General features: G+C 38.1%; 16 protein-coding genes. 5 read left to right on the top strand and 11 right to left on the bottom strand.

All coding sequences use genetic code 11. From position 1 onward, the window contains the following. Nucleotides 1-29: 29 nt before the first annotated feature. From A6M55_RS13480 to rsmA, 5 genes are all read right to left on the bottom strand, one after another. Complete coding sequence (locus tag A6M55_RS13480; RefSeq protein WP_064198116.1) at nt 30-443, bottom strand: putative toxin-antitoxin system toxin component, PIN family; 414 nt, start codon at nt 441-443, stop codon at nt 30-32. Next, entirely contained in the window at nt 440-700 is a 261-nt protein-coding gene (locus tag A6M55_RS13475; protein WP_064198115.1) for a hypothetical protein, read from the bottom strand. Before A6M55_RS13475 ends, A6M55_RS13480 begins: the two co-directional genes overlap by 4 nt. Nucleotides 701-749: 49 nt before the next feature. After that, nucleotides 750-1,202 carry a D-aminoacyl-tRNA deacylase gene (gene dtd / locus A6M55_RS13470; protein WP_064198114.1) on the bottom strand — a complete coding sequence of 151 codons (453 nt, stop codon included), beginning with the start codon at nt 1,200-1,202 and terminating at the stop codon, nt 750-752. Between the two features lie 89 nt (nt 1,203-1,291). Further along, nucleotides 1,292-2,647, bottom strand: a complete 1,356-nt coding sequence (mgtE, locus tag A6M55_RS13465; protein WP_064198113.1) for a magnesium transporter — start codon at nt 2,645-2,647, stop codon at nt 1,292-1,294. A 97-nt stretch (nt 2,648-2,744) separates the two neighbouring features. Next, complete coding sequence (gene rsmA, locus A6M55_RS13460; protein WP_064198112.1) at nt 2,745-3,518, bottom strand: 16S rRNA (adenine(1518)-N(6)/adenine(1519)-N(6))-dimethyltransferase RsmA; 774 nt, start codon at nt 3,516-3,518, stop codon at nt 2,745-2,747. A 247-nt stretch (nt 3,519-3,765) separates the two neighbouring features. Here rsmA and A6M55_RS13455 point away from each other — a divergent pair, with 247 nt between their 5' ends. Next, complete coding sequence (locus A6M55_RS13455; protein WP_064198111.1) at nt 3,766-6,186, top strand: TonB-dependent receptor domain-containing protein; 2,421 nt, start codon at nt 3,766-3,768, stop codon at nt 6,184-6,186. A 126-nt stretch (nt 6,187-6,312) separates the two neighbouring features. Next, a complete protein-coding gene (locus A6M55_RS13450; protein WP_064198110.1) occupies nt 6,313-9,615 on the top strand; it encodes a PAS domain-containing hybrid sensor histidine kinase/response regulator in 3,303 nt (1,100 codons plus the stop codon). A 60-nt stretch (nt 9,616-9,675) separates the two neighbouring features. Here A6M55_RS13450 and A6M55_RS13445 read toward each other — a convergent pair whose 3' ends face one another. The 6 genes from A6M55_RS13445 to A6M55_RS13420 all read right to left on the bottom strand — a co-directional run bounded on the left by A6M55_RS13445 (nt 9,676) and on the right by A6M55_RS13420 (nt 14,421). Continuing rightward, a complete protein-coding gene (locus A6M55_RS13445; RefSeq protein ID WP_064198109.1) occupies nt 9,676-10,176 on the bottom strand; it encodes a hypothetical protein in 501 nt (166 codons plus the stop codon). A gap of 19 nt (nt 10,177-10,195) precedes the next feature. Next, nucleotides 10,196-10,522 (bottom strand): LytTR family DNA-binding domain-containing protein, encoded by a 327-nt coding sequence (locus A6M55_RS13440; RefSeq protein WP_064198108.1) that lies wholly within the window; start codon nt 10,520-10,522, stop codon nt 10,196-10,198. A gap of 11 nt (nt 10,523-10,533) precedes the next feature. Next, a complete protein-coding gene (locus A6M55_RS13435; RefSeq protein ID WP_064198107.1) occupies nt 10,534-11,412 on the bottom strand; it encodes a hypothetical protein in 879 nt (292 codons plus the stop codon). Between the two features lie 193 nt (nt 11,413-11,605). Further along, the gene (locus tag A6M55_RS13430) at nt 11,606-13,108 is read right to left on the bottom strand and encodes a hypothetical protein (protein ID WP_064198106.1); all 1,503 of its coding nucleotides are present in this window, start codon (nt 13,106-13,108) and stop codon (nt 11,606-11,608) included. Nucleotides 13,109-13,119: 11 nt separating this feature from the next. Next, entirely contained in the window at nt 13,120-14,070 is a 951-nt protein-coding gene (locus A6M55_RS13425; RefSeq protein ID WP_064198105.1) for a hypothetical protein, read from the bottom strand. Nucleotides 14,071-14,106: 36 nt separating this feature from the next. Further along, nucleotides 14,107-14,421 (bottom strand): ribosomal protein L7/L12, encoded by a 315-nt coding sequence (locus A6M55_RS13420; RefSeq protein ID WP_064198104.1) that lies wholly within the window; start codon nt 14,419-14,421, stop codon nt 14,107-14,109. 208 nt (nt 14,422-14,629) lie between these two features. On the opposite strand from A6M55_RS13420, the gene A6M55_RS13415 reads away from it, so the two are divergent. From A6M55_RS13415 to A6M55_RS13405, 3 genes are all read left to right on the top strand, one after another. Continuing rightward, nucleotides 14,630-15,382: a LytTR family DNA-binding domain-containing protein gene (locus A6M55_RS13415; protein ID WP_064198103.1), complete on the top strand. Its 753-nt coding sequence runs from the start codon at nt 14,630-14,632 to the stop codon at nt 15,380-15,382. Nucleotides 15,383-15,571: 189 nt separating this feature from the next. Further along, nucleotides 15,572-17,434: a tetratricopeptide repeat protein gene (locus A6M55_RS13410; protein ID WP_064198102.1), complete on the top strand. Its 1,863-nt coding sequence runs from the start codon at nt 15,572-15,574 to the stop codon at nt 17,432-17,434. A gap of 25 nt (nt 17,435-17,459) precedes the next feature. Continuing rightward, nucleotides 17,460-20,402 carry a histidine kinase gene (locus tag A6M55_RS13405; protein ID WP_064198101.1) on the top strand — a complete coding sequence of 981 codons (2,943 nt, stop codon included), beginning with the start codon at nt 17,460-17,462 and terminating at the stop codon, nt 20,400-20,402. Nucleotides 20,403-20,546: the final 144 nt, after the last annotated feature.

The following is a 20,546-nucleotide window of genomic DNA, read 5'->3' as shown; positions in this document are numbered from 1 at the left end:
ACTTTGGGGGTAGGTGATGAAGATAATAATTAAAGTTTATTGAGTATTAATTGATAAAATTCAGCCAGTGATAGTACTTTTATTTTGGGGAAAGGAATACTTTTTAGTACATTAAAGTGATTATCTTCTGTGATAATGAAATCAGCATTTGCCATTAAAGCACAATCGATAAACTTATTATCGTCGGGGTCAACTTTGATGAGTTCCCAAAAGAAATATTCCTTAATAAAAACTACATTGGGGCTTTCTATTAAAATATCAAGAATCAATTCGGCGGCGTCAAAATTGTACTTTTGCTCAAAAATTTCAGCATATTCATCTAATATTTCGGTGGTGACGCATAACTCAAATTGTTGTCTTTGAAAAGCCTGCCAAAGCCAATGTGTTTTTGAACGAGCAGAAAAACAGGTCAATAACTGATTAGTATCAATAACGACCCTCATAAAGTTTTGTTTTGAAGTTGTTTACGATATGATTTATAAGAAGTACGATTGTGTTCTTGCTTCATATTATCAAAATCTTGTTCAGTATAGCCTTTTTCATCAGTGATTTGTTCAATACTTTCTTGTAACTTACGAAACTTGAACTCCAACAAAAGTTGACGCAACTCCTGCATATCGGCTTGACTGAGTTTAACTTTAAACAAACTTAGCAACTCAATTTGAGCTTCCGTAAATGGCGGTTGAATAGCTACTCCCATAACAATCTAAAATATTTACTAAACAAAGATAAACATTACGAATATAAATTCAAATCCTATTCTTAGAATCAATAATAATCGTCACAGGGCCGTCATTAAGCAGCGAAACCTTCATATCTGCTCCAAAAATTCCCGTTTCGATAGTTTTTCCTAAGTCAAATTCTAATTGAGCAATCATTTTTTCGTAAAGCGGAATGGCAATTTCAGGGCGAGCAGCTTCAATAAAAGAAGGTCGGTTTCCTTTTTTGGTGCTTGCATGAAGGGTAAATTGGCTAATCAGCAGGATATTTCCATCAACTGATTTTAGGTCGAGATTCATTTTACCTTCTTCATCGCCAAATACTCGCAGACCTACGATTTTCTTAGAAAGCCACTCAATATCTTCTTGAGTATCGGTGTGCGTGATACCCAACAAAATCATAAATCCTAAGCCAATTTGACCTTTTATTTCATTATCAATCGTTACAGATGCTTGGGTAACTCTTTGTATAACTGCAATCATGGTTTTAGTCAACTGTCCACAGACGGCGGTCGATAGTTTTATATTTTAAAAATCTTTTGTCTCTTATCTTACCTCTCTTGCCTAAAAACCTACAAATGCAAAAGCAAATTAGCAATCATCAAGTAAGTGCCAATACCGATAATATCGTTGGCTGTTGTGATGAATGGCCCAGAAGCAATGGCAGGATTTATACCCAGCCTATCCAATAAAAGTGGCGTAACTGTACCCGTAAATGATGCCAAAACTACTACTGAAAGTAGCGATAAACACACCACAAAAAACAGTTGGGTTTCTCCACTGACATAAATATAAAGACCTGCCAGTGAGCCAATTATTAAACCATTAACGAGGGCAACCAAGATAATTTTGAATAAACGCTGACCGAGGCTTGTGGTAAGACCTGACTTTTCGGCAAGACTCTGAACAATCAAAGAAGAGGTCTGAATGCCTACATTTCCGCCAGTCGAACCCATGATTGGAATAAAAGCCGCCAGTGCCGCTACTTTTTTGAACTCATCTTCAAAACTGCCAATCACTGTAGCCGCCAGCAAACTACCAATTACACCTACAATCAACCACGGTAAACGAGCTTTTGCCAGTTGCCAAACGCTATCATCTTCTTCAGCCTCGCCCGTGATACCCGCCATTACCTGAATATCTTCTTCGGCTTTATCGGTAATAAAATCGACCACGTCATCAATCGTGATTCGACCTAACAAACGCCCCAAAGTATTTACTACAGGAATCGCATCAAGGTCATAACGTTGCATGATTTCGGCTACTTCTTCGGCTGGGCGAGTGGTTTCTACATAAACTATTTCCTCATCAAAAATATTTTCAATTTTGGTATTTTTACGAGCCAAAATGATGCGTTTCAACGAAACGATTCCTTTCAGTTTTTGCTCATCGTCAACCACATAAACAGCATAAACTTTCTCTACATCTTCGGCCTGACGACGAATTTCTTCTACACACTCGCTTACTGTCCAACTGGCATTCACTTTTATCAACTCTTTCTGCATCAAACCACCTGCCACATCTTCTGGATAATGTAACATATCCAAAATAAAACGTGCTTGTTCACGGTCTTCGATGAGAGCAATTACCTTTTCTCGTACTTCGATTGTTTGCTCATTGAGTAAATCGACGGCGTCATCGGAGTCAAAAAGGTTAACGTATTTGGCAATTTCTTCGACCGTAAAACGCTCTTTTATAAACCGTTTGCGGTCGTCGGGTTCTATATGAGACAAGATTTCGGCACCCATCTCAGTATCTACGAGCGTCATCAGATAATGAGCGGGTTCACCATCAAGTTCGAGCAATATACTGGCAATATCGGCAGGATACAACTCTTCCATCTCAGCCATGAGCATGGTTTCGTCCTTTTGCTCAATGGCGGTTTCTATTTTCTCCAGATACTCTTTGGTTAGCTCGAAAGTTGTCATTTTTTTGCATTTATTTTGCCCTAAGCTATAGGCATTAAGCTGTACGCTTTCTAATAATATTTTTTAAGCATAAAGACTATCGCTTATAGCTTATAGCCTATTGCTTTTCTTCAAACAAATTTGTCAATAATACAAAATCAGCCACGCCCAATTGCTCAGCACGTTTATTTAGTAAATCATGCTCGAAATTCAATCCGATTGGTTTTAAAGCATTACGGAGCGTTTTACGGCGTTGATTGAAACCTGCTTTTACCACTTGCATAAATTTCTTTTCGTTGCAGTCCAGTTTTTCTACATTATTTCGTCGTAAACGAATAATACCTGAATCTACTTTTGGCGGCGGAATAAAGGCTTCGGGATAAACCGTAAAACTATACTCAATATCATAATAAGCCTGCAAAAACACACTCAAAATGCCATAATCTTTCTTTCCAGGCCCAGAAGCAATGCGTTGAGCCACTTCTTTTTGAAGCATACAGACAATTTCTGGCACTAAATCTTTGTAATCTAAAACCTTGAAAAATATCTGCGAAGAAATATTGTAAGGTAGATTCCCGATGATTCCGAAAGGCTCGTTTTTAAAGAGTTCGGCCAAATTCATTTGCAAGAAATCTTCCGAGAAAATACGCCCTCTGAGCATCGGAAAATGTTCGTTGAGATACGTCACAGACTCACGGTCAATCTCTACCACAAAAGTTTCACAGTCGGCTCTTTCGAGTAAATATTGAGTCAAAACTCCCATTCCAGGGCCAATTTCCAATACTTTATTATAGCCACGGTGCAACGATTGCAGATTGACGATTTTCTGAGCGGCATCCAAATCTTTCAAGAAATGTTGTCCGAGGTGTTTTTTTGCTTTTACTTTTTCCATAAGCCAAAATTACGTCTTTTTTTCGAGATACGACACGAGACATGAGACAAAAGACAAGAGATTAAAATACATACTAATACTCATATGACATTCTCTCTTGTCTTTTATCTCATGTCTGTCGTCTCAATAATTGTCGAGTGAAAATGCTCATTTATAGGCTTCTACGTCTTAGATGTAGATTTATTGATAAAATCTCAGCTTTGCTTGCTTAATTTGTAGTATCCTATCTATTCAAAACTCAATTTAAATGAAATCTTTTTTACTCGCTTTTAGTTTAATTTTCTTTTCTCAAAATCTACTTTTTGCCCAAGCTGGCAGCAAAGCTCAAGTGAAGGGAATTGTTGTTGATGCCATCACCAACGAGCCTTTGAGTTTTGCAAGCATCCGAATCTCGAATAGCACTGATAATAAACTCATTACGGGAAATATAACCAACGATAAAGGTGAGTTTTCGATTCCTGCACCTTTTGGGAGTTATGTAGTTGAGGTTGAATATATGGGGTATAAAAACACCAAAACTGCCAGTTTTTCGGTAACCAAAGAAAATCCAACGCAAGATTTTGGTAATATAAAACTTGAATCATCGGCCAATGCCTTAAAAGAAGTGGTAGTGCAAGCCGAAAAGAGTTCGATGGAAATGAAACTCGATAAGCGAGTATTTAATGTCGGGAAAGATTTGGCAAATGCGGGCGGTTCAGCATCAGATATTCTGACAAATATCCCATCGGTTTCGGTTGACCCCGACGGTGGAGTAAAACTTCGTGGTAGCGATAACGTAAGAATTTTGATTGATGGCAAACCATCGGGCTTGGTGAGTTTCAAAGGTGGTGGTGGACTGCAATCACTCCAAGCAAGCATGATTGAACGAGTAGAGGTTATCACCAATCCATCGGCACGATATGAAGCCGAAGGTATGGCGGGAATTATAAATATTATCTTAAAAAAAGACCAAAAACAAGGCTTTAATGGTTCTTTTGATGTTATTACAGGTCAACCTGTCAATTATGGAGGTGCGGCCAATATCAATTATCGCCATCGAAAAGTCAACTTTTTTGTCAATTATAGCTTGGCCTATAATATTCGTCCGAATGTTTCTTCTCTTTACCAAGAACGCCAAAGCAATGATTCGCTATTTTTCTTAAAACAGAACAATAACGGAACAATTACGGGTTTTAACACCAATATCAGAGGTGGACTTGATTATTTTTTCAATGATAAAAATACCCTTACTGCTTCTTACCTTTATCGCCGAAGCAAAGCTCGACGCATTACAAATTTACGCTACGAAGATTATGTTTTTACCGATAAAAATCTAACAGGAATCAGCAAACGCCAGCAAGACGAACAAGAAATTGAGCCAAACTCTGAATATGTTTTGAGTTACAAAAAAACTTACGCAAAAAAGGGTCAAGAGTTCAATGCCGAGATACGTTTTCTGGATAACTGGGAAAGTTCTGACCAACTTTTCACGCAGGAATATTTCACGCCTAACGAAACGCCAATTACATCGAAATCTTTGGTTCAGAACTCGCTGAATGATGAGTATGAAAAGCAATATTTATTACAAGTTGATTATGTACAACCGATTGGAAAAGAAGGAAAATTTGAGACTGGTGCAAGAAGTAGTTTTCGAGATATGGTGAATGATTATGTGGTAAATCAGAAAAATGAAGCTGGACAGTTTGTGGTTGTGCCTGGGTTAAAAAACTACTTCATTTATAACGAAGATATTCATGCGGCTTATGCCATTTTGGGCAATAAAACCAAGCAGTTTTCGTATCAAGCAGGGCTACGTGCCGAATGGACAAACGTAAAAACTACACTCCGAGAAACCAACGAAGTAAACCCAAGAAAATACGCAAACCTATTTCCAAGCGTGCATTTGACCTATGCTTTGCCGAAAGAGAACTCACTTCAAATCAGTTATAGCCGCCGAGTTCGCCGCCCTTTTTATAACGATTTAAGTCCGTTTTCAACGTTTTCCGATAACCGAAATTTCTTCAGCGGAAACCCGAACTTAAACCCTGAATTTAGTAATGTTTACGAAATAGGCCACATCAAATATTTTGAGAAAGGCTCACTTGGTTCATCGGTTTATTACAGAGATACTGACGGAAAAATTGAACGTATTCGCCAAGTTGGGGCCGATGGTTTTGCTACAACTCGCCCCGAAAATTTACTGGGCGAACAAGCCTACGGCGTAGAATTTACAAGTCAATTTACGCCTGTAAAATGGTGGAAACTTGATTTCAACTTCAACCTTTTTCATGCTGAAATTGATGGTAGTAACATTGATAAAAATTATTTTCGAGAAACAAATAGTTGGTTTGTGCGTCAGACCTCACGTTTTTCTCTGCCAAAAGGTTTAGACGTACAGCTCAGAGCAAACTACGAAGCCAAACAAAAGACCGTTCAAGGTACTCGCTTACCACTTTATTACTTCGATTTATCGGCCAGTAAGGATATTCTGAAAGGTAACGGAACGCTTAATTTTAGTGTACTTGATGTATTTAACACCCGTAAATTTAGAAGCATTACCGAAGGCACAAATTTCCGCACCGAAGGCAATTCGCAATTCCGAAGAAGACAATTTAACCTAACCCTCAATTACCGTATCAAGCAAACTAAAGGAGCTGGTAAGGGTAAGAAATTGGAGTTGGAGGGGTGATGAATTTGAGATTTGACAGCTTGTGAAATGTTACCCTATTCAAAAGTTGTCAAATCTTGGAAAGGTATCAAATCTAATCAAAATCTTCTTATATTTACCGCAACATTCATTCTATTATTTTGCGGTATGCTCACAGAAAAATCCAACGAAGAACTTTTGTTCGAAATCGAAAAACTAAAAGTACAACTTTCACAGACCGAACATCAACAAAGCATCGACCAGCTTCAAGATTTGGTAGATAATACCTCCGAAATCATCATGTTGCTGTCGTTGAGCGGGCGTTTTTTGTTTGTTAATACTGCTTTTCGTGAAGCCTTTGGATATTCTGACGCCGAACTTTCGCAATTAACTCTAAAAGAAATACTACATCCACAATTTGCAGATGAAACCCTCGAAACCCTCCAAAGAATCAAAGATGGCGACGAACAAGTAGTTGATTTTCAGACAGTTGCACGAAACAAAGAAGGTAAAAGAGTTTATCTTTTGGGAGACATTAGTTGTAGATTTGAAAACGGAAAACCTACGGCTTTCCGCTGTTTATTCCGTGATATTACCCAACGACGACGTGCTGAAAAAGCCCAGCAGCTTTATTACACAATCGCTCAACTCAACCTCAACACACCCAATCTGCAAGAATTTTTGACGCAAGTTCATGATGAATTGCAGAAAAATATGCAAGCCAATAACTTTTTTGTGGCTCTTTTTGAACCCGAAGATGGAACAATTAACTTCCCTTATTTTATTGATGAATATTCCGAAACCGAGGAAAATTATCACCGTCGGAAGCTCGGAAACGGCATCGTAGAATACTCAATGGTGCAGAATAAGCCATTGTTTTTATCGAACGAAGACATCAAAAAATTGGTCGAAGTTGATAAAATATACTTCTATGGCTCGTCACTCCCCGAAGTCATGCTGTGCGTGCCACTTCACGTAGGCGACCGCACCACGGGCGTAATTGGCGTAAAATCTTACAGCGACCGTAACAAGTTCAATATCAGAGACTTAGAGCTACTAGAATTCGTTTCGGGGCAGGTAGCCGTTGCTCTCGTTCGTAAACAAAAAGAGGAAGATTTACTTCGTCAAACTTCTCGTTTGAATGCTGTTTTTGATAGCAGTTCGCACGTAATCTGGACAGTAAACCAAAAACGGCAATTGAGTTCTTTCAACAAAAACTACGTCAATCTGATACAGCGAAATTTAGGTACTCTGCCCGAAATCAACATGAGTATCGAAAAACTCGGTTGGAAACTCATATCGCCCGAAGACCGCCCAATTTTACGTGAAAAATACAATGAGGCTTTCAAAGGAAAACCTCAGTACTTTGAAATGCACTGGGGAAATATTGACGGTGGCGATGATTGGTACGAGTTTTTCTTGAATCCAATTCTTTCGTCAGAAAGTGGACAAGTAGAAGAGGTTTCGGGAATTGCCCAGAATATTACTGATAAGAAAAACTCGACGATTACGCTTCAAAAAAGCGAACAGAAATTTAGAGATACTATTGAGTCATTTATTGATATTTATTACCGAACTGATTTGGCAGGAAATATCACCATGATTTCGCCTTCGGTTCTGACTCACACTGGCTATTCACTCGAAGAAGTGATGGGAAACAAAGTTGATAAATTCTTTGAAAATGCCGTTGATAGTTCAAAAAATATCAAAGGATTACTAAAAGCGGGAAGTATTACAAATTTTGAAGTGATTGTAAAGCGTAAAAATGGTGAACTCCGCCAATTTATGCTCAACATCCGAATGATTAAAGATGCCAAAGGAATCCCTGTTGAGGTAGAAGGTGTGGCCCGTGATATTTCGGAATTAAAGAAAACCGCCGAAGAGCTTCTGATTGCTAAAGACGAAGCCGAACGCTCGCTAAAAGTGAAGGAACGTTTCTTGGCAAATATGAGCCACGAGATTCGTACACCAATGAATGGAGTAATCGGTATGATTGATTTGATGTACGAAACACCGCTCAACCCCGAGCAGAAAGATTATGTGCAGACCATCAAAAAATCGTCAGAAACTTTGCTCACGATTTTGAACGATATTCTGGATTTATCGAAAATCGAAGCGGGTAAAATGGATTTGCACAATGCTCCACTCGACATTAAGGAAATATTGGAACGATTAGTGGCACTTTTCCGCCAAAGAGCCATTGAGAAAAACAATAAATTGATTTATAAAATTGCTGAAGACGTTCCTGCTTATTTGATAGCTGACCAAACTCGTTTATTACAAATTTTCTCGAATCTTACTTCAAACGCCCTCAAATTTACCGAAAATGGTGATGTAACTATCTCATTATCAAGAATTTCATCGAATGGTAAAATTCATGTACTGAAAGGAGAAATCACCGATTCAGGTATCGGAATTTCGGACGAAGACCAAAAGTTATTGTTTGGAGCTTTCCAGCAAGTCGATAATTCGACTAAAAAATCATTCGGTGGAACTGGACTCGGTTTAGCTATTTCTCGTGAACTTTGTCGATTGATGAAGGGTGATATGGGTGTAGTTTCTGAACAAGGAAAAGGCAGTACATTCTGGTTTACGATTGAAGTACGCTCAACAACAATCAGCCCGAGTGTGAGCGAAAACAACGAAAATGAAATCAAGTTAACCGATTTCTTTAGTAATCATACGCCAAAAATCTTGTTGGTAGATGATAACCAAGTAAACCGTAAAGTTGCCTCCGAAATTTTGATAAAAGCTGGCTGTGAGGTAGTTACGGCCGATAGCGGGGCCAAAGCCATAGAAGTTTTTGGCGAAAAACATGGCTTCGATGTAATATTCATGGATATTCAGATGCCTGAGATGGATGGTATTGAAACCACAAAAAAGATGCGTGAATTATACGGAAATTCACTCCCAAAAGTTGTTGCCATGACTGCTTACTCGATGCAACACGACCGTGAAAGATTTTTGAGCGAAGGCATGGATGATTACGTGCCAAAACCGATTCGTGCCTCCATTTTGATTCAAAAAGTAAACGAAATAGTACCAAATAATCAAACTAAAATTGAGGTTGTGGAAGTAGTTAAACCAACTGAAGCTCCAATAGAAACAGTAAAATCAAACAGTCCGATAAACCCTGCATTTCAAGTTTTTGATATGGAAATTGTAAATCAACTGAAAGAAATGGTGGGAGAAAAAATGCTAATTTCTGTCTTTGAGGATTTCGAGCGTGAAGCAGAAGAACAAATTCAAAATGCAAAAAATGCATATCCAGATGATGTAAAAACTATTCAGCGAGAATTGCATACCCTCAAAGGAAATTCAGGGACTATCGGGCTTGCTCGCATCCACGATATTACCGAAATCATCGAAGTACCTTCAAAAATTGGAGATTTAACCCATTTTCAAGAAAATTTAGTTTTTTTGGAAGAGGAATTTAAGATCTTTAGAGAAAAGTATAAGACTTTGCTTTAAAGCAAAAAAGGTAGTAGGAAACACTCCTACTACCCTTCTTCAAGAGTTTGAGCTATAAGATCAATCTGTCAGTTCGGCAAATTGTTGTGTACGAACCTTAAATTTAGGTCGTTCACCCTTTGGTACAATCACGATAAGGTCAGTTGATACAGTTGAGCCATTTTTTAACAAAAAACCACCTTCTACCTGAATGGTTGTACCATTTTGAATATAAGGTACTTTGAAAGGTTTTGCTTTTACATTTGCTCCTTTCGATGTAAGACGCTTTCCAGTGGCATTCATACACTCAAAACGTGCGATTGCCGATGGGTCTCCTTCAAAAATACTATTGAGTTCGTCTCCTGCTTTTTTGAAATATATCAGCATGCACCCGCTTTTATTTTGTGCCATCACGCTTACTTCATAGCGAGAATATGTATCTTCCGTACGCTCATTACGAATCGTGTAGGTATATTCTATTCCGTTGTTGGCCGAAGGTTTATCTTCTGTTAATTCAACAACATTTTGGGCATTTGCAAACGATGCACTCAAAAACAATAGGCTAATTAAAACCTTTTTCATAAATGTTTAAATTTGATAATTAGTAATTTTCTATCTGAAACTTTTTCCATTTTCTTCTCGAAAACTCAACTACTCTTTTGTCAGGAAGAATAAACGTGTTTTCGTGCAAACGGGCATAGTCTGTATTCAAAATCGTTGATTTATTGACCCTAACGAAATTTTTGAAATCGGTTACTTTGGCTTCAATTTTCTTCAAGGTTGTAGCCACAATTATCTTCTGTCCCGTATTCATGGTTATAATGGTATAGTTTTCATCGGCATCCATGTTGATGATATTTCGGGTTGGTAATTTCTTGCGTCCGCCTACATGTACAAGCGTATTTTCGAGTTTTATATTAGCTTCCATGACTATAAAGATTAATTCGTGTAAGTAATCAGAATCTTGTAGGGTTTAGATATTAACTGCGAGCCATTTGAGCTACTTCTTGTGATATAGAAAGAGCCTGCATCATAAGCACTAAAGAAAGTCATACCTGGGTCAGGATGATTACTTGGCACATAAATATCACTTGATACTCCACCTGCAACTATTACTTGAAAACCAATAATTTTAGATGCCGTTAAGCCATGCACTACTGTTGTTGTGAGTCCAGATGCTGCGGTTGTTCCAGTTAGCATCATTGTTTTCATGGCAGGAAAGGCCGAAGTTGAGCCGCCAAATTTTGAGAAACCATTAACAGTAAAGTTTCCATTTCCTTGTACCGACATCAATGGGGTTTCGGCCTGATTGTTATTCAAATCTACGTGATTCCATGAAAGCGTTGAAGTTGCTGCGGTAGAACCTCCAACGAATTTTTGATTGAAACTCGCCGATGGATTTATAGAAGTAAACCTCATCTGGTTAGTAGTAGATAATGCAAGTAATTCTAAACTGGTAGCAAGGTTACTTTGATTTTGGATTTGTAAGAATCTATTCGTTGCAACACTTCCTATAATCACATTTCCTGCATTAAACTGAATATCGTTGGGGGTGTAATAGTTTGTTGTTTGCCATTGACTACCACTATTGGGTGCTGCTGGAAAATTAGTCCACGCACTACCATTGTAATAAGCATACTGATTAAGAGCATTGTTGTAAACCAATGTTCCTGTAGTTGGGGTCGAAATAGCTGCATTAATTGCTGTTTGGTCGGCAAACTTCGGTACAGAAAGTCCTTTGTTATCAACCGAGAATGATTGAGCGAAACACGAAATGGCAAATGCTATGAAAACAAATGATAATAGTATTTTTTTCATGGTAATATTATTGTTTTTTGATGAAACAAAGCTACATGGCAGCACTTATTTATTTTTGTTTACTTCACGAAAGACCATTCTACATACACGAACTGTTGCTTTGATTCCATAAAGCATTTTGAAAATTTTCTATAAAAAACCTTCTCAAATGTTACTTGGCTTTCGAGAGTTTTTTATTTCGATAAAATAACCATCACTGAATGTAAGTAATGTAAATTTTATAGGTAGAAACCAGCCCACCACCATTGCCAATGTTAAACCCATTGGTTGAGTGTCTCGTGATATAGACAGATGTTCCATCAAAAAATGTTGAAAATTCATAACCAACGATTGCACCAGTAGTTCGCTTATCCACAAAATTTTCTGAAACAGTGATATTCGATAAACCCGTTACCAAAACTTTTATATCAATTATCTTACTTGCTGTTAGCCCATGTGCTGCGGCTGTGGTAAATCCACTTGAATTGAGAGCAATATTACCCGTAAGGATTTTTGTTTTGATAGCAGGTACATCGGCCGCCGAACCACCCAATTTTGTAAAACCAAAGGTTGTCATGTCACCTTCGCCATCCAAAGACATCATTACTGTTTGTGTCGGAGGAGTAGCGTTATCTAAATGCACAAACGACATCGAAGCACTGCCTGGAGTTGCCGAGTTGATTACCGATTGCATCATACCCGCATTGCCAGTTACATTGCCATATCTGATAATGTTATTGTTTGATTTTAGGTAAATATCAGGCGAAGCAACAAGTGTACTATTTGATTGAATCTCTAAACCTGCACTTGCAGCAATAGTGCTTCCGATGGTTACTTTTCCTCTCAAACTACTCGTTCCCAAAGTGGTATTAGTACCTCCAAAGCTGGCATTGCCTGTTGTACTCAAAGCCCCCGTAATATCGAAAGAGTTGTTTGCCCACTGAAACATGGTTGTACCTACACTCGGAACAGCATTGTCGTACCAACGCCATCTGATACTTGAGTTATTCAGTGCAGGATTAGGTGTCACTTCCTGCAAAATCGAAAAATTGGTTGTTGCTGAGTTTGAATAGCGAGTATGAACAACCGTATTATCAGGCCCTTTGATATTTAGCATAGGATTATGAACACCGTACGTAGATAAACCATCATAACGCAAATCTAATTGAGAAATAGGCGTATTATTATTGATACCTATTTTACCCTCTTCGTTGATGGTCATACGAATTTGCGGTCCTGAAGGATTACTTGCAGGAGTGGTGGAAAACTCTAATTGCCCAGGATAGTTTGTACCACTAAAAATACCTCTGGCCACTGCTCTGATGCTTGCACCATAACCCCAACCATAATTATTATTAATCGAGCCACCGAATGCAATCAACCCCATTTCCCCAGGTGTTACAGGTTGCGAATTGGAGTTCGTTCCACCGAATTTCACAAATGATAAAAACGGAGTAGTATTATTCGCTCGCTCAATCTGAAAAAGAGGCGTGTCATTCGCACCAGTAGTACCTCTAACCACAAGTGGATAAAACGGGGTTGATGTTCCGATACCAACCTTACCGATACCATTAGCACCGTAATGAATATCGTTACCCACAGTTGTCCATTGGCTACTTCCACCACCAAGCGTACTGGTTGGCAAGATAGTTACGCTTTGCGAAAAGCCTAATATAGAGAAAGCTATTAAAATGATTGAAAATAGTATTTTTTTCATGTCAGATTTTCTTAAGGGATATAAGTAATAAGAATCCTATACGTTGCCGTAGTAGCCCCAGCCACTGGTCTTATATTAGTACTATTTGTACCATTTCTGATAATATAAACATTGTTTCCATCATTATAGGTAGTATATTGAAGTCCAGTAACTACTCCCCTGCTATCAACAAAATTTGGTTCAACCAAAAAGCCACCATTCATCCCTACACCATTGACTAATACTTTTGTCTCGATAATTTTGCTATAATTTAAGCCATGAGGTACTGTTGTAAGCAAACTGGCATTTGTTTCTGGGCTGCTCCCAGGGGTCAGAGAGCCAGTAAGAAGCAATGTTTTGATAGCAGGCGAAGACTTCGTAACTCCTGCTGTTGTAGTCGTAGCTTCGTCGCCTAACTTTGTAAAACTATTGTGGGTGAAAGTATTGGTACTACCCGTATAACCAAACAAATTAGTAATGACCTGTGGGTTAGCATTATCATAATATCGCCAATTGATACTTGTTCCGTTTACACTAAAACCAGTTGTGGACTCTTGCATAATTGCGTAATTGCCCTGCGGATGCCCAAAACGCACGAATGTATTGGCATTACCAATTGAATTAATCAATGGAGCAGTTGCCGAAGTTACACCGTTTGAAGTGAATCTGTTGGCCTCAATACCCGCCGGAGCTCCTGAATTAGCTTCAATTCGACCTGTTGTTTGATTTAATGACCAAAGGTTAGAAGCTGGACTCGAAGAAGTAGGAAAGTTTGTCCAAGCACTTCCATTATAGTAAGCGTATTGATTAAGCGAGTTGTCATACACCAACCTACCAGCAGTCGGTGTAGGATTTGCAGTATTAATAGCAGCTTGGTTGGCATAACGTGGCACTGACAAACTCTTATTATCGACTGAGAATGACTGAGAAAAACCTGATAATGAAGCAATTATCATCAAAAAGGCAAATAGTACTTTTTTCATTTTAGTAAGATTGTAACTATTATTTTAATGGATAATTTACTTCACCTCAACCTCAGCACCTGCTGCTTCGAGTGCCGATTTGATGGAGGCTGCTTCTTCTTTTGTTTCACCTTTTTTTAGAGACAAAACAACAACTCCACCTTGATTAAGCTGTTTCATGGTTGCTCCGAAGTTCATTCCAAACATGGAAGATAAAACCTTGGCCACTGATTGTTTGGCATTTGGTTGGCTGGCTCTGATAAAAAAAGTTTGTGGCTGCTCTTTCTGAAAAGTGCTTTGAGCTTTTACTTGAGTAGCTGGCGTCGTTAATCCGATGAAGACAAGGGCGATTGCAAAAAATATGTTTTTCATGATAATAATGATGTTTTGAGTTTTTTATTTTGATGTCTCAAAACTACATTGCTTGCTTGTACGTATTTATTACAACTCCATGAAATGTAGCCTGTAAATCATGAATCGTAGGTTTTGTTTCACGAAGGATTTCAAACTATCCACACTTTATTTAGTTATTTCTAAAAACTAAGTGATATATTTAACCTCTCATTTTTAGTTTATACTTATGACTCTCAACGCCATCATCGTAGATGACGAACCTGCGGCACGCTCATTGCTTCGCCAGATAATTACCGAACACTGTTCGATGATTCATATAATTGATGAAGCTTCTGATGTAAAATCGGCTGTAAAACTTATCAATAAACACACGATTGACCTTGTTTTTTTGGACATCGAAATGCCCGAAGAAAATGGCTTTATGCTCTTTGATTACTTCAATCAGCCTACGTTCGAGACAATTTTCTGTACGGCTTATTCTGATTTTGCCCTGCAAGCCTTCGAGGTTTCGGCCGTTGATTATATTCTGAAACCAATCAGTATTTCAAAAGTGTTAGCCGCCGCCGAAAAGGCAGTCAAAATGGTGGGTCAAAACCAAATCATTCAACGGGTGAATGTCTTGAAGGAAAACTTGAGTGTCAATAAACTCCAAAAAATTGCTCTCCCGATGGCCGATAGCTTAGTGTTCGTCCAACTCGAAGACATCTATTTCTTTGAAGCCGATGGTTCGTACACCAATGTGATTACGAATACAGGAAAAATCCTCGTAAGCAAAAAAATCAAAGAATTTGATGAGCTGCTGGCAAATGATACTCGCTTTTACAGAATACACCGCTCTTATCTGATAAACACGCATCAGATTATGAAATACAATAAAAAAGATGGAGCCATGATAGAATTTGCGAATGGCTTCTCGGCCCCAATTGCCCGTGAAAAAGTGAAAGAATTTGATGAATTTATTGCGGGAGTGAAGGTATGAAATTATACCATTGTTGTTAATTTGAAAATACGAACAATGGCACATATGTCAGAATTTTTGTCATTGCTAATGCCATTGTCAGTGTCTCCACAGACAAGACCGCTTTAATGCTATAATTCTTGCCATTATCAGTGAGAACACTAACAACGGAAGTAAAAACAACTACAATAATGACCTGACCTATAAACTATGAAGCACCTAATTATTTTTCTAATCTTCTGCTTTTCGTTTGAATCTTTCGGACAAAAAACTTACGAAAACCTACTGAAAGACTTAAAAAATCATCCACAAAAAGATACCATCCGTACCGAGCTATTGATTGATGCCTGTGTAGCTGCCACATTCAGAGCCGATACGCTTGTGCTAAAAATGGCCACCGAAGCAAATCAAATTGCCAATAAACTAAACTATCGACTCGGCAAAATTAGGTCGCTCAACTGTATCGGTAATTATTATTTCAATCGAGCTTTAAATGATAAAGCCATCAGCTACTACTTACAGGCTCTAAAATTAGCCGAGCAAACCAAAGATTACCCCAATATAATCATCGGAAAAAGTAATTTGGCGAATGTTTTTTCACATACATTTCATGATGATAAAGCCATTCAATTATTGACCGAAGCCGACCAGCTTCTGATTCAGCGAGGCGACACTCTTTCTCAAAATCGGGCGGCTATTCTTACAAATTTGGCTAATTCTTATACAAATCTCAAGCAATTTGCCAAAACAATCCCAATTTATGAAAGTGTGTTGGGTATCTGTAAAAAGCTAAATATTGGTTTTGGAATTGCTCTAACGCTTGATAATTTAGGAAAATCTTATTTTGAATTAAATCAATACGAAAAAGCACGGATTCTGTTTGAACAAGCCAAAACCGAAATCGAAAAAAACCATGTAGATTTTGTGCGAGGGAAAAATCTCAAAAATTTAGGCAAAGTATATGCTATTTTGGGGCAACCCGTACAAAGTCTTAAATACCTCAACGAAGCAAAATCCATTAGCATCGCCAACCAAGATAACGAAGGTATGAGCGATATTTACTTTGAGTTACAAAAAAATTACTCAAAGATAAACGATTTCCGAAATGCATATCTTTATCTGCAAAAATATACGCAGCTAAAAGATAGCCTTTTTAGTATTGAAAAAAACAAATCTATTCAAGAGCTAAACACCAAGTACGAAACCGAGAAAAAAGAAGCACAAATAAAAACCCTTGCACAGCAAACACAAATCTCTGAACTTGAATCAAAACGAAAAACTACCCTTATCTACGGTATCTTGGCAAGTATTTTGGCCTTGGCTTCTATCAGCTATTTTTCGTTTACAAGATTTAGGGCTAAGAAAGAGAATGAAATTTTACAAAACCAACTCGAAGAAGCCAAACGACGTATCGAAATCGAACAAAAAGCTACCGAAAGCGAACTAAAAGCCTTAAAAAGCCAGATGAACCCGCATTTTATGTTCAATGCTCTCAATAGCATTCAAGAGCAATTTATGTTTGGTGATAAAAACTTGGCGAATGAGCAGATGGGCAATTTTACGTATTTAACTCGCCAAATCCTGACCATTTCTGGCAAAAAACGCATTTCGCTCGAAACCGAAAAAGAGATTCTGACAAAATACCTCGAACTCGAAAAAATTCGCTTTGCCGATGGTTTCCAATACGAGATTTCACAAGGCAAAAATATCGACGAAGACTATCATCAAATTCCACCGATGCTGATTCAGCCATTTGTTGAAAATTCAATCAAGCACGGCCTCATGCACAAGCAAGGAGACAAAAAAATCTACATCAATTTCGATTTAGATGCTTCCGAAGAGAATATCATTTGCACCGTTGAAGACAATGGTATTGGGCGTGAAAAATCGGCCGCAATCAAGAGTAAACGCATCCAACAACACGAGTCGTTTTCGACTGCCGCCACCGAAGAACGTCTCCGATTACTCAGCAACCAATTCAACACCAACGACTTTGTATATTACGAAGATTTAAAAGATACTAACGGAAATTCGACAGGCACAAAAGTGACCATCAAGATTCCTTTAAGCTAAAGCCCACATCATGCTGTTATAAAAAATGTTTACTCTTTCATCCATATCGAAACTTTACCTCCAAAAACCAAAGCTCTCTGCTTCATTTTGTAAAGAGTTAGATAATTGGTATCTGAGTATTCGCCAATTACTCACACCCTTTTTTTTATTCTTTTTTCAAGTCAGTTTTAGTCAAGATTTTAGTTATCGATCACTCGATAAAGCCCACGGAATGCCCACCAATACCGTCTATGATTTATTGCAAGATAAACGTGGTTTTATGTGGTTTGGCACCGACAAAGGTCTTTATCGCTACGATGGCAGCGAGTTCAAGCTTTTTTCGAGCAAAAAACAAGATGGAAAATCGCTCAGTAATTTGATAGAAGACGGTAATGGCCGAATCTGGTGTCAGAATTTCTCGGGGCAATTTTTCTATACCGAAGCCGACAGCCTTAACTTCTGTCATCAGCTCAAGCCAATCGGCAATTTTTATCAAGGACGTATCCTGGAAGGTCGCTACCTATTATCATTGGGAAATCGTAGCGTAAGAATCTTTGATATAAAACTCCAAAAAATTACTCGAACCGTTTTTCAAGAATCACCATCGCCACATGCCAGTACCGACAAACAATATTGTTATAGATATTCAGAGCTTTTAAACAAAATAATTGGTACTTCGTCTGATGGTAAACAAATCGAATTTTCGATACCCAAACAGGCAAATGCTTTTTATCATGCGGTTTACAATAAGAAAATCTATTTTATACCAAAACTCAACGCAACGCACATTTTTGTGCTTAAAAATGGACAAATAACGGGTAAAATTTCGCTTGTCGGGGCAAGTCTCGTTCAAAACATGAGTTTAATCGACCAGCAATATTTAGGAGTTTATACTTCTTCTGGTTTTTATTTGGTGGATACACAAAGCCTAAAAAAACAATATTTCCCCAACATTACTGACAAAAATATTACGGCTACTATCAAAGACAACGAAGGAAACTTCTGGATTTCTACCATCAATTCAGGCATTTTGTTTGTCCCATCGTTGAGCATGAAAGTAATTGCTCCCCAACTTAGCTTTTCTAAGCTTCGAGCCATCGGTGAAGAAAATAGTATCGTATTTGGTACTACCAAAAACGAAGTTTACCAACTGAATCTAAAAACACTAAGCAAGCAAAACCTGCACAATGGCCGCACCAACGATGAAGTGTTTTCGCTACATTACGATAGTAAACAAAAGAGAATATTGTTTAGCTCTGATATGTTTTATCAGATTGACATTAAGACCAAAAAAGTAACTCCAGTCGGGAAATATGCAATAAAAGACATTAAAACGTATGATAACAACAAAGTTTTGGTAGCTGCAACGGGCTTTACAGGAACTTACGATTGGAATCCTGCACATAAAGTTGAGCAGTTTAGTGTCGGAGCGGTTAGATTTCGTTCAGCCGTGATTGATACTTCCACTAAAGCCATCTTTCTTGCTACTTCAAACGGGCTTTGGCGGTTAGATTCGGCCAAGCAGCAATCCGAAATCAAAGCCCAAAACGAAACGATTTCAGCCTTAGAATTGGCCATACGAGAAGGCTCAAAAAGTACGATTTTTGCCGCTACCAGCACCAAAGGCATTTATTTTATTGAAAACAATCGGGTAGTAAAACACCTCAACAAAGAATCTGGACTCGAAGATGATGGCATCTATAAAATCAAATACTATAATAATCAGCTTTGGTGGCTCACCGAACGAGCAGTACAAACCTACGATTTTTCCACCCAACAAATAAAGACCTTTACGAAAGCCGACGGCCTACCCGAAGCCGACCTCAAAGACTTGGCTTTCGTGAAAGACACCGTCTATGTGGCAACACTATCGGGTTTAGTTAGCTTTCCGACTAACCAAGCCAGTAAAAGTATTTTTCCGCCCAAAATCATCATCAACGATTTTGAAAGTAACAAAAAACAAATACAATTAACTGATAATCAAACGCTTGACTACAATCAAAATAATATTGACATTCATTTTTCAGTTTTATCGTACCGAAATATCGGCGAAATAAAAACCTATTATAAAATCAATAATAAAAACTGGGAACTCTTACCCGCCAATGCACATACACTAAGTTTACCCGAACTTTCGCCCGATAACTACCAAGTGCAAATAAAAGCCGTCGATACCGATGGGCTTGAAAGCAAAATAGTTTCGTTTAAGTTTAGCATCAATCAACCCTTCTGGAAAACGTTTTGGTTTTGGAGTTTAATTCTTGGGTTAATTGCACTCGTGGCCTATTTTTTCATTAGTCAAAACATCAGACGTGTCAAGCGGGAAGCCGAACTGCAAGCCGAGAAATTAACACTCGAAAAGAACCTACAAGTGCATTTGCTTACGGCTATCAAATCGCAAATGAATCAGCATTTTATGTACAATACGCTCAATGGTATTCAAGAACAGTTTTTATTTGGCGATAAATCTACCGCCAGCGACCAACTGAGCAATTTCACTCATCTTACACGCCAAGTTTTAGAGGTTTCGAGCAAAAAAAGCATTCCAATTGCTACCGAAATCGAAATTTTGACCAAATACCTCGACCTCGAAAAGATGCGTTTTTCAGAAGGTTTCAGTTATGCTATCACGCTTGGCGATACGATTGACGAAGATTATCATCAAATTCCACCCTTATTGATTCAGCCATTTGTCGAAAATGCCATTCGGCACGGTTTACTGCACAAAAACGGCGAAAAATCAATTGAAATACATTTTGAATTAGACACTACCGAAGAAAACATTATCTGTACCGTAACCGACAACGGAATCGGCCGAGTAAAAGCTCAAGAAATAAACGCAAAGCGAATACGGCAGTTCGATTCCTTCTCTACTTTGGCTACCGAAGAACGGTTAAAACTTCTATCCAACTCCTCAACAAAGCACGATTTCATTGTTTATCAAGACCTTCTCGAAGGTACGGAGGTAAAAATTACGATTCCGTTATAAGATTTTGGCATGAAGTTTTTTTATTGACCATTCAATAAAAGCCTTGAGAAATTAACTCAAATTCTGACGAACATTTCTTCCCAAGCCCATCAATTTGTTATCTTTATATAAAAATACAGTCCCAAATATTCCTTCGGCAAAATT

It is taken from the genome of Emticicia sp. MM (assembly GCF_001649495.1).
Note: the sequence above shows the minus strand (reverse complement) of the source record. Positions and strands in the feature narration are given on the sequence as shown.

Bases quoted from the DNA above. Each gene is read 5' to 3' on its own strand.
- A6M55_RS13480 (WP_064198116.1), bottom strand. From the start codon at position 443: ATGAGGGTCGTTATTGATACTAATCAGTTATTGACCTGTTTTTCTGCT.
- A6M55_RS13475 (WP_064198115.1), bottom strand. From the start codon at position 700: ATGGGAGTAGCTATTCAACCGCCATTTACGGAAGCTCAAATTGAGTTG.
- dtd (WP_064198114.1), bottom strand. From the start codon at position 1,202: ATGATTGCAGTTATACAAAGAGTTACCCAAGCATCTGTAACGATTGAT.
- mgtE (WP_064198113.1), bottom strand. From the start codon at position 2,647: ATGACAACTTTCGAGCTAACCAAAGAGTATCTGGAGAAAATAGAAACC.
- rsmA (WP_064198112.1), bottom strand. From the start codon at position 3,518: ATGGAAAAAGTAAAAGCAAAAAAACACCTCGGACAACATTTCTTGAAA.
- A6M55_RS13455 (WP_064198111.1), top strand. From the start codon at position 3,766: ATGAAATCTTTTTTACTCGCTTTTAGTTTAATTTTCTTTTCTCAAAAT.
- A6M55_RS13450 (WP_064198110.1), top strand. From the start codon at position 6,313: ATGCTCACAGAAAAATCCAACGAAGAACTTTTGTTCGAAATCGAAAAA.
- A6M55_RS13445 (WP_064198109.1), bottom strand. From the start codon at position 10,176: ATGAAAAAGGTTTTAATTAGCCTATTGTTTTTGAGTGCATCGTTTGCA.
- A6M55_RS13440 (WP_064198108.1), bottom strand. From the start codon at position 10,522: ATGGAAGCTAATATAAAACTCGAAAATACGCTTGTACATGTAGGCGGA.
- A6M55_RS13435 (WP_064198107.1), bottom strand. From the start codon at position 11,412: ATGAAAAAAATACTATTATCATTTGTTTTCATAGCATTTGCCATTTCG.
- A6M55_RS13430 (WP_064198106.1), bottom strand. From the start codon at position 13,108: ATGAAAAAAATACTATTTTCAATCATTTTAATAGCTTTCTCTATATTA.
- A6M55_RS13425 (WP_064198105.1), bottom strand. From the start codon at position 14,070: ATGAAAAAAGTACTATTTGCCTTTTTGATGATAATTGCTTCATTATCA.
- A6M55_RS13420 (WP_064198104.1), bottom strand. From the start codon at position 14,421: ATGAAAAACATATTTTTTGCAATCGCCCTTGTCTTCATCGGATTAACG.
- A6M55_RS13415 (WP_064198103.1), top strand. From the start codon at position 14,630: ATGACTCTCAACGCCATCATCGTAGATGACGAACCTGCGGCACGCTCA.
- A6M55_RS13410 (WP_064198102.1), top strand. From the start codon at position 15,572: ATGAAGCACCTAATTATTTTTCTAATCTTCTGCTTTTCGTTTGAATCT.
- A6M55_RS13405 (WP_064198101.1), top strand. From the start codon at position 17,460: ATGTTTACTCTTTCATCCATATCGAAACTTTACCTCCAAAAACCAAAG.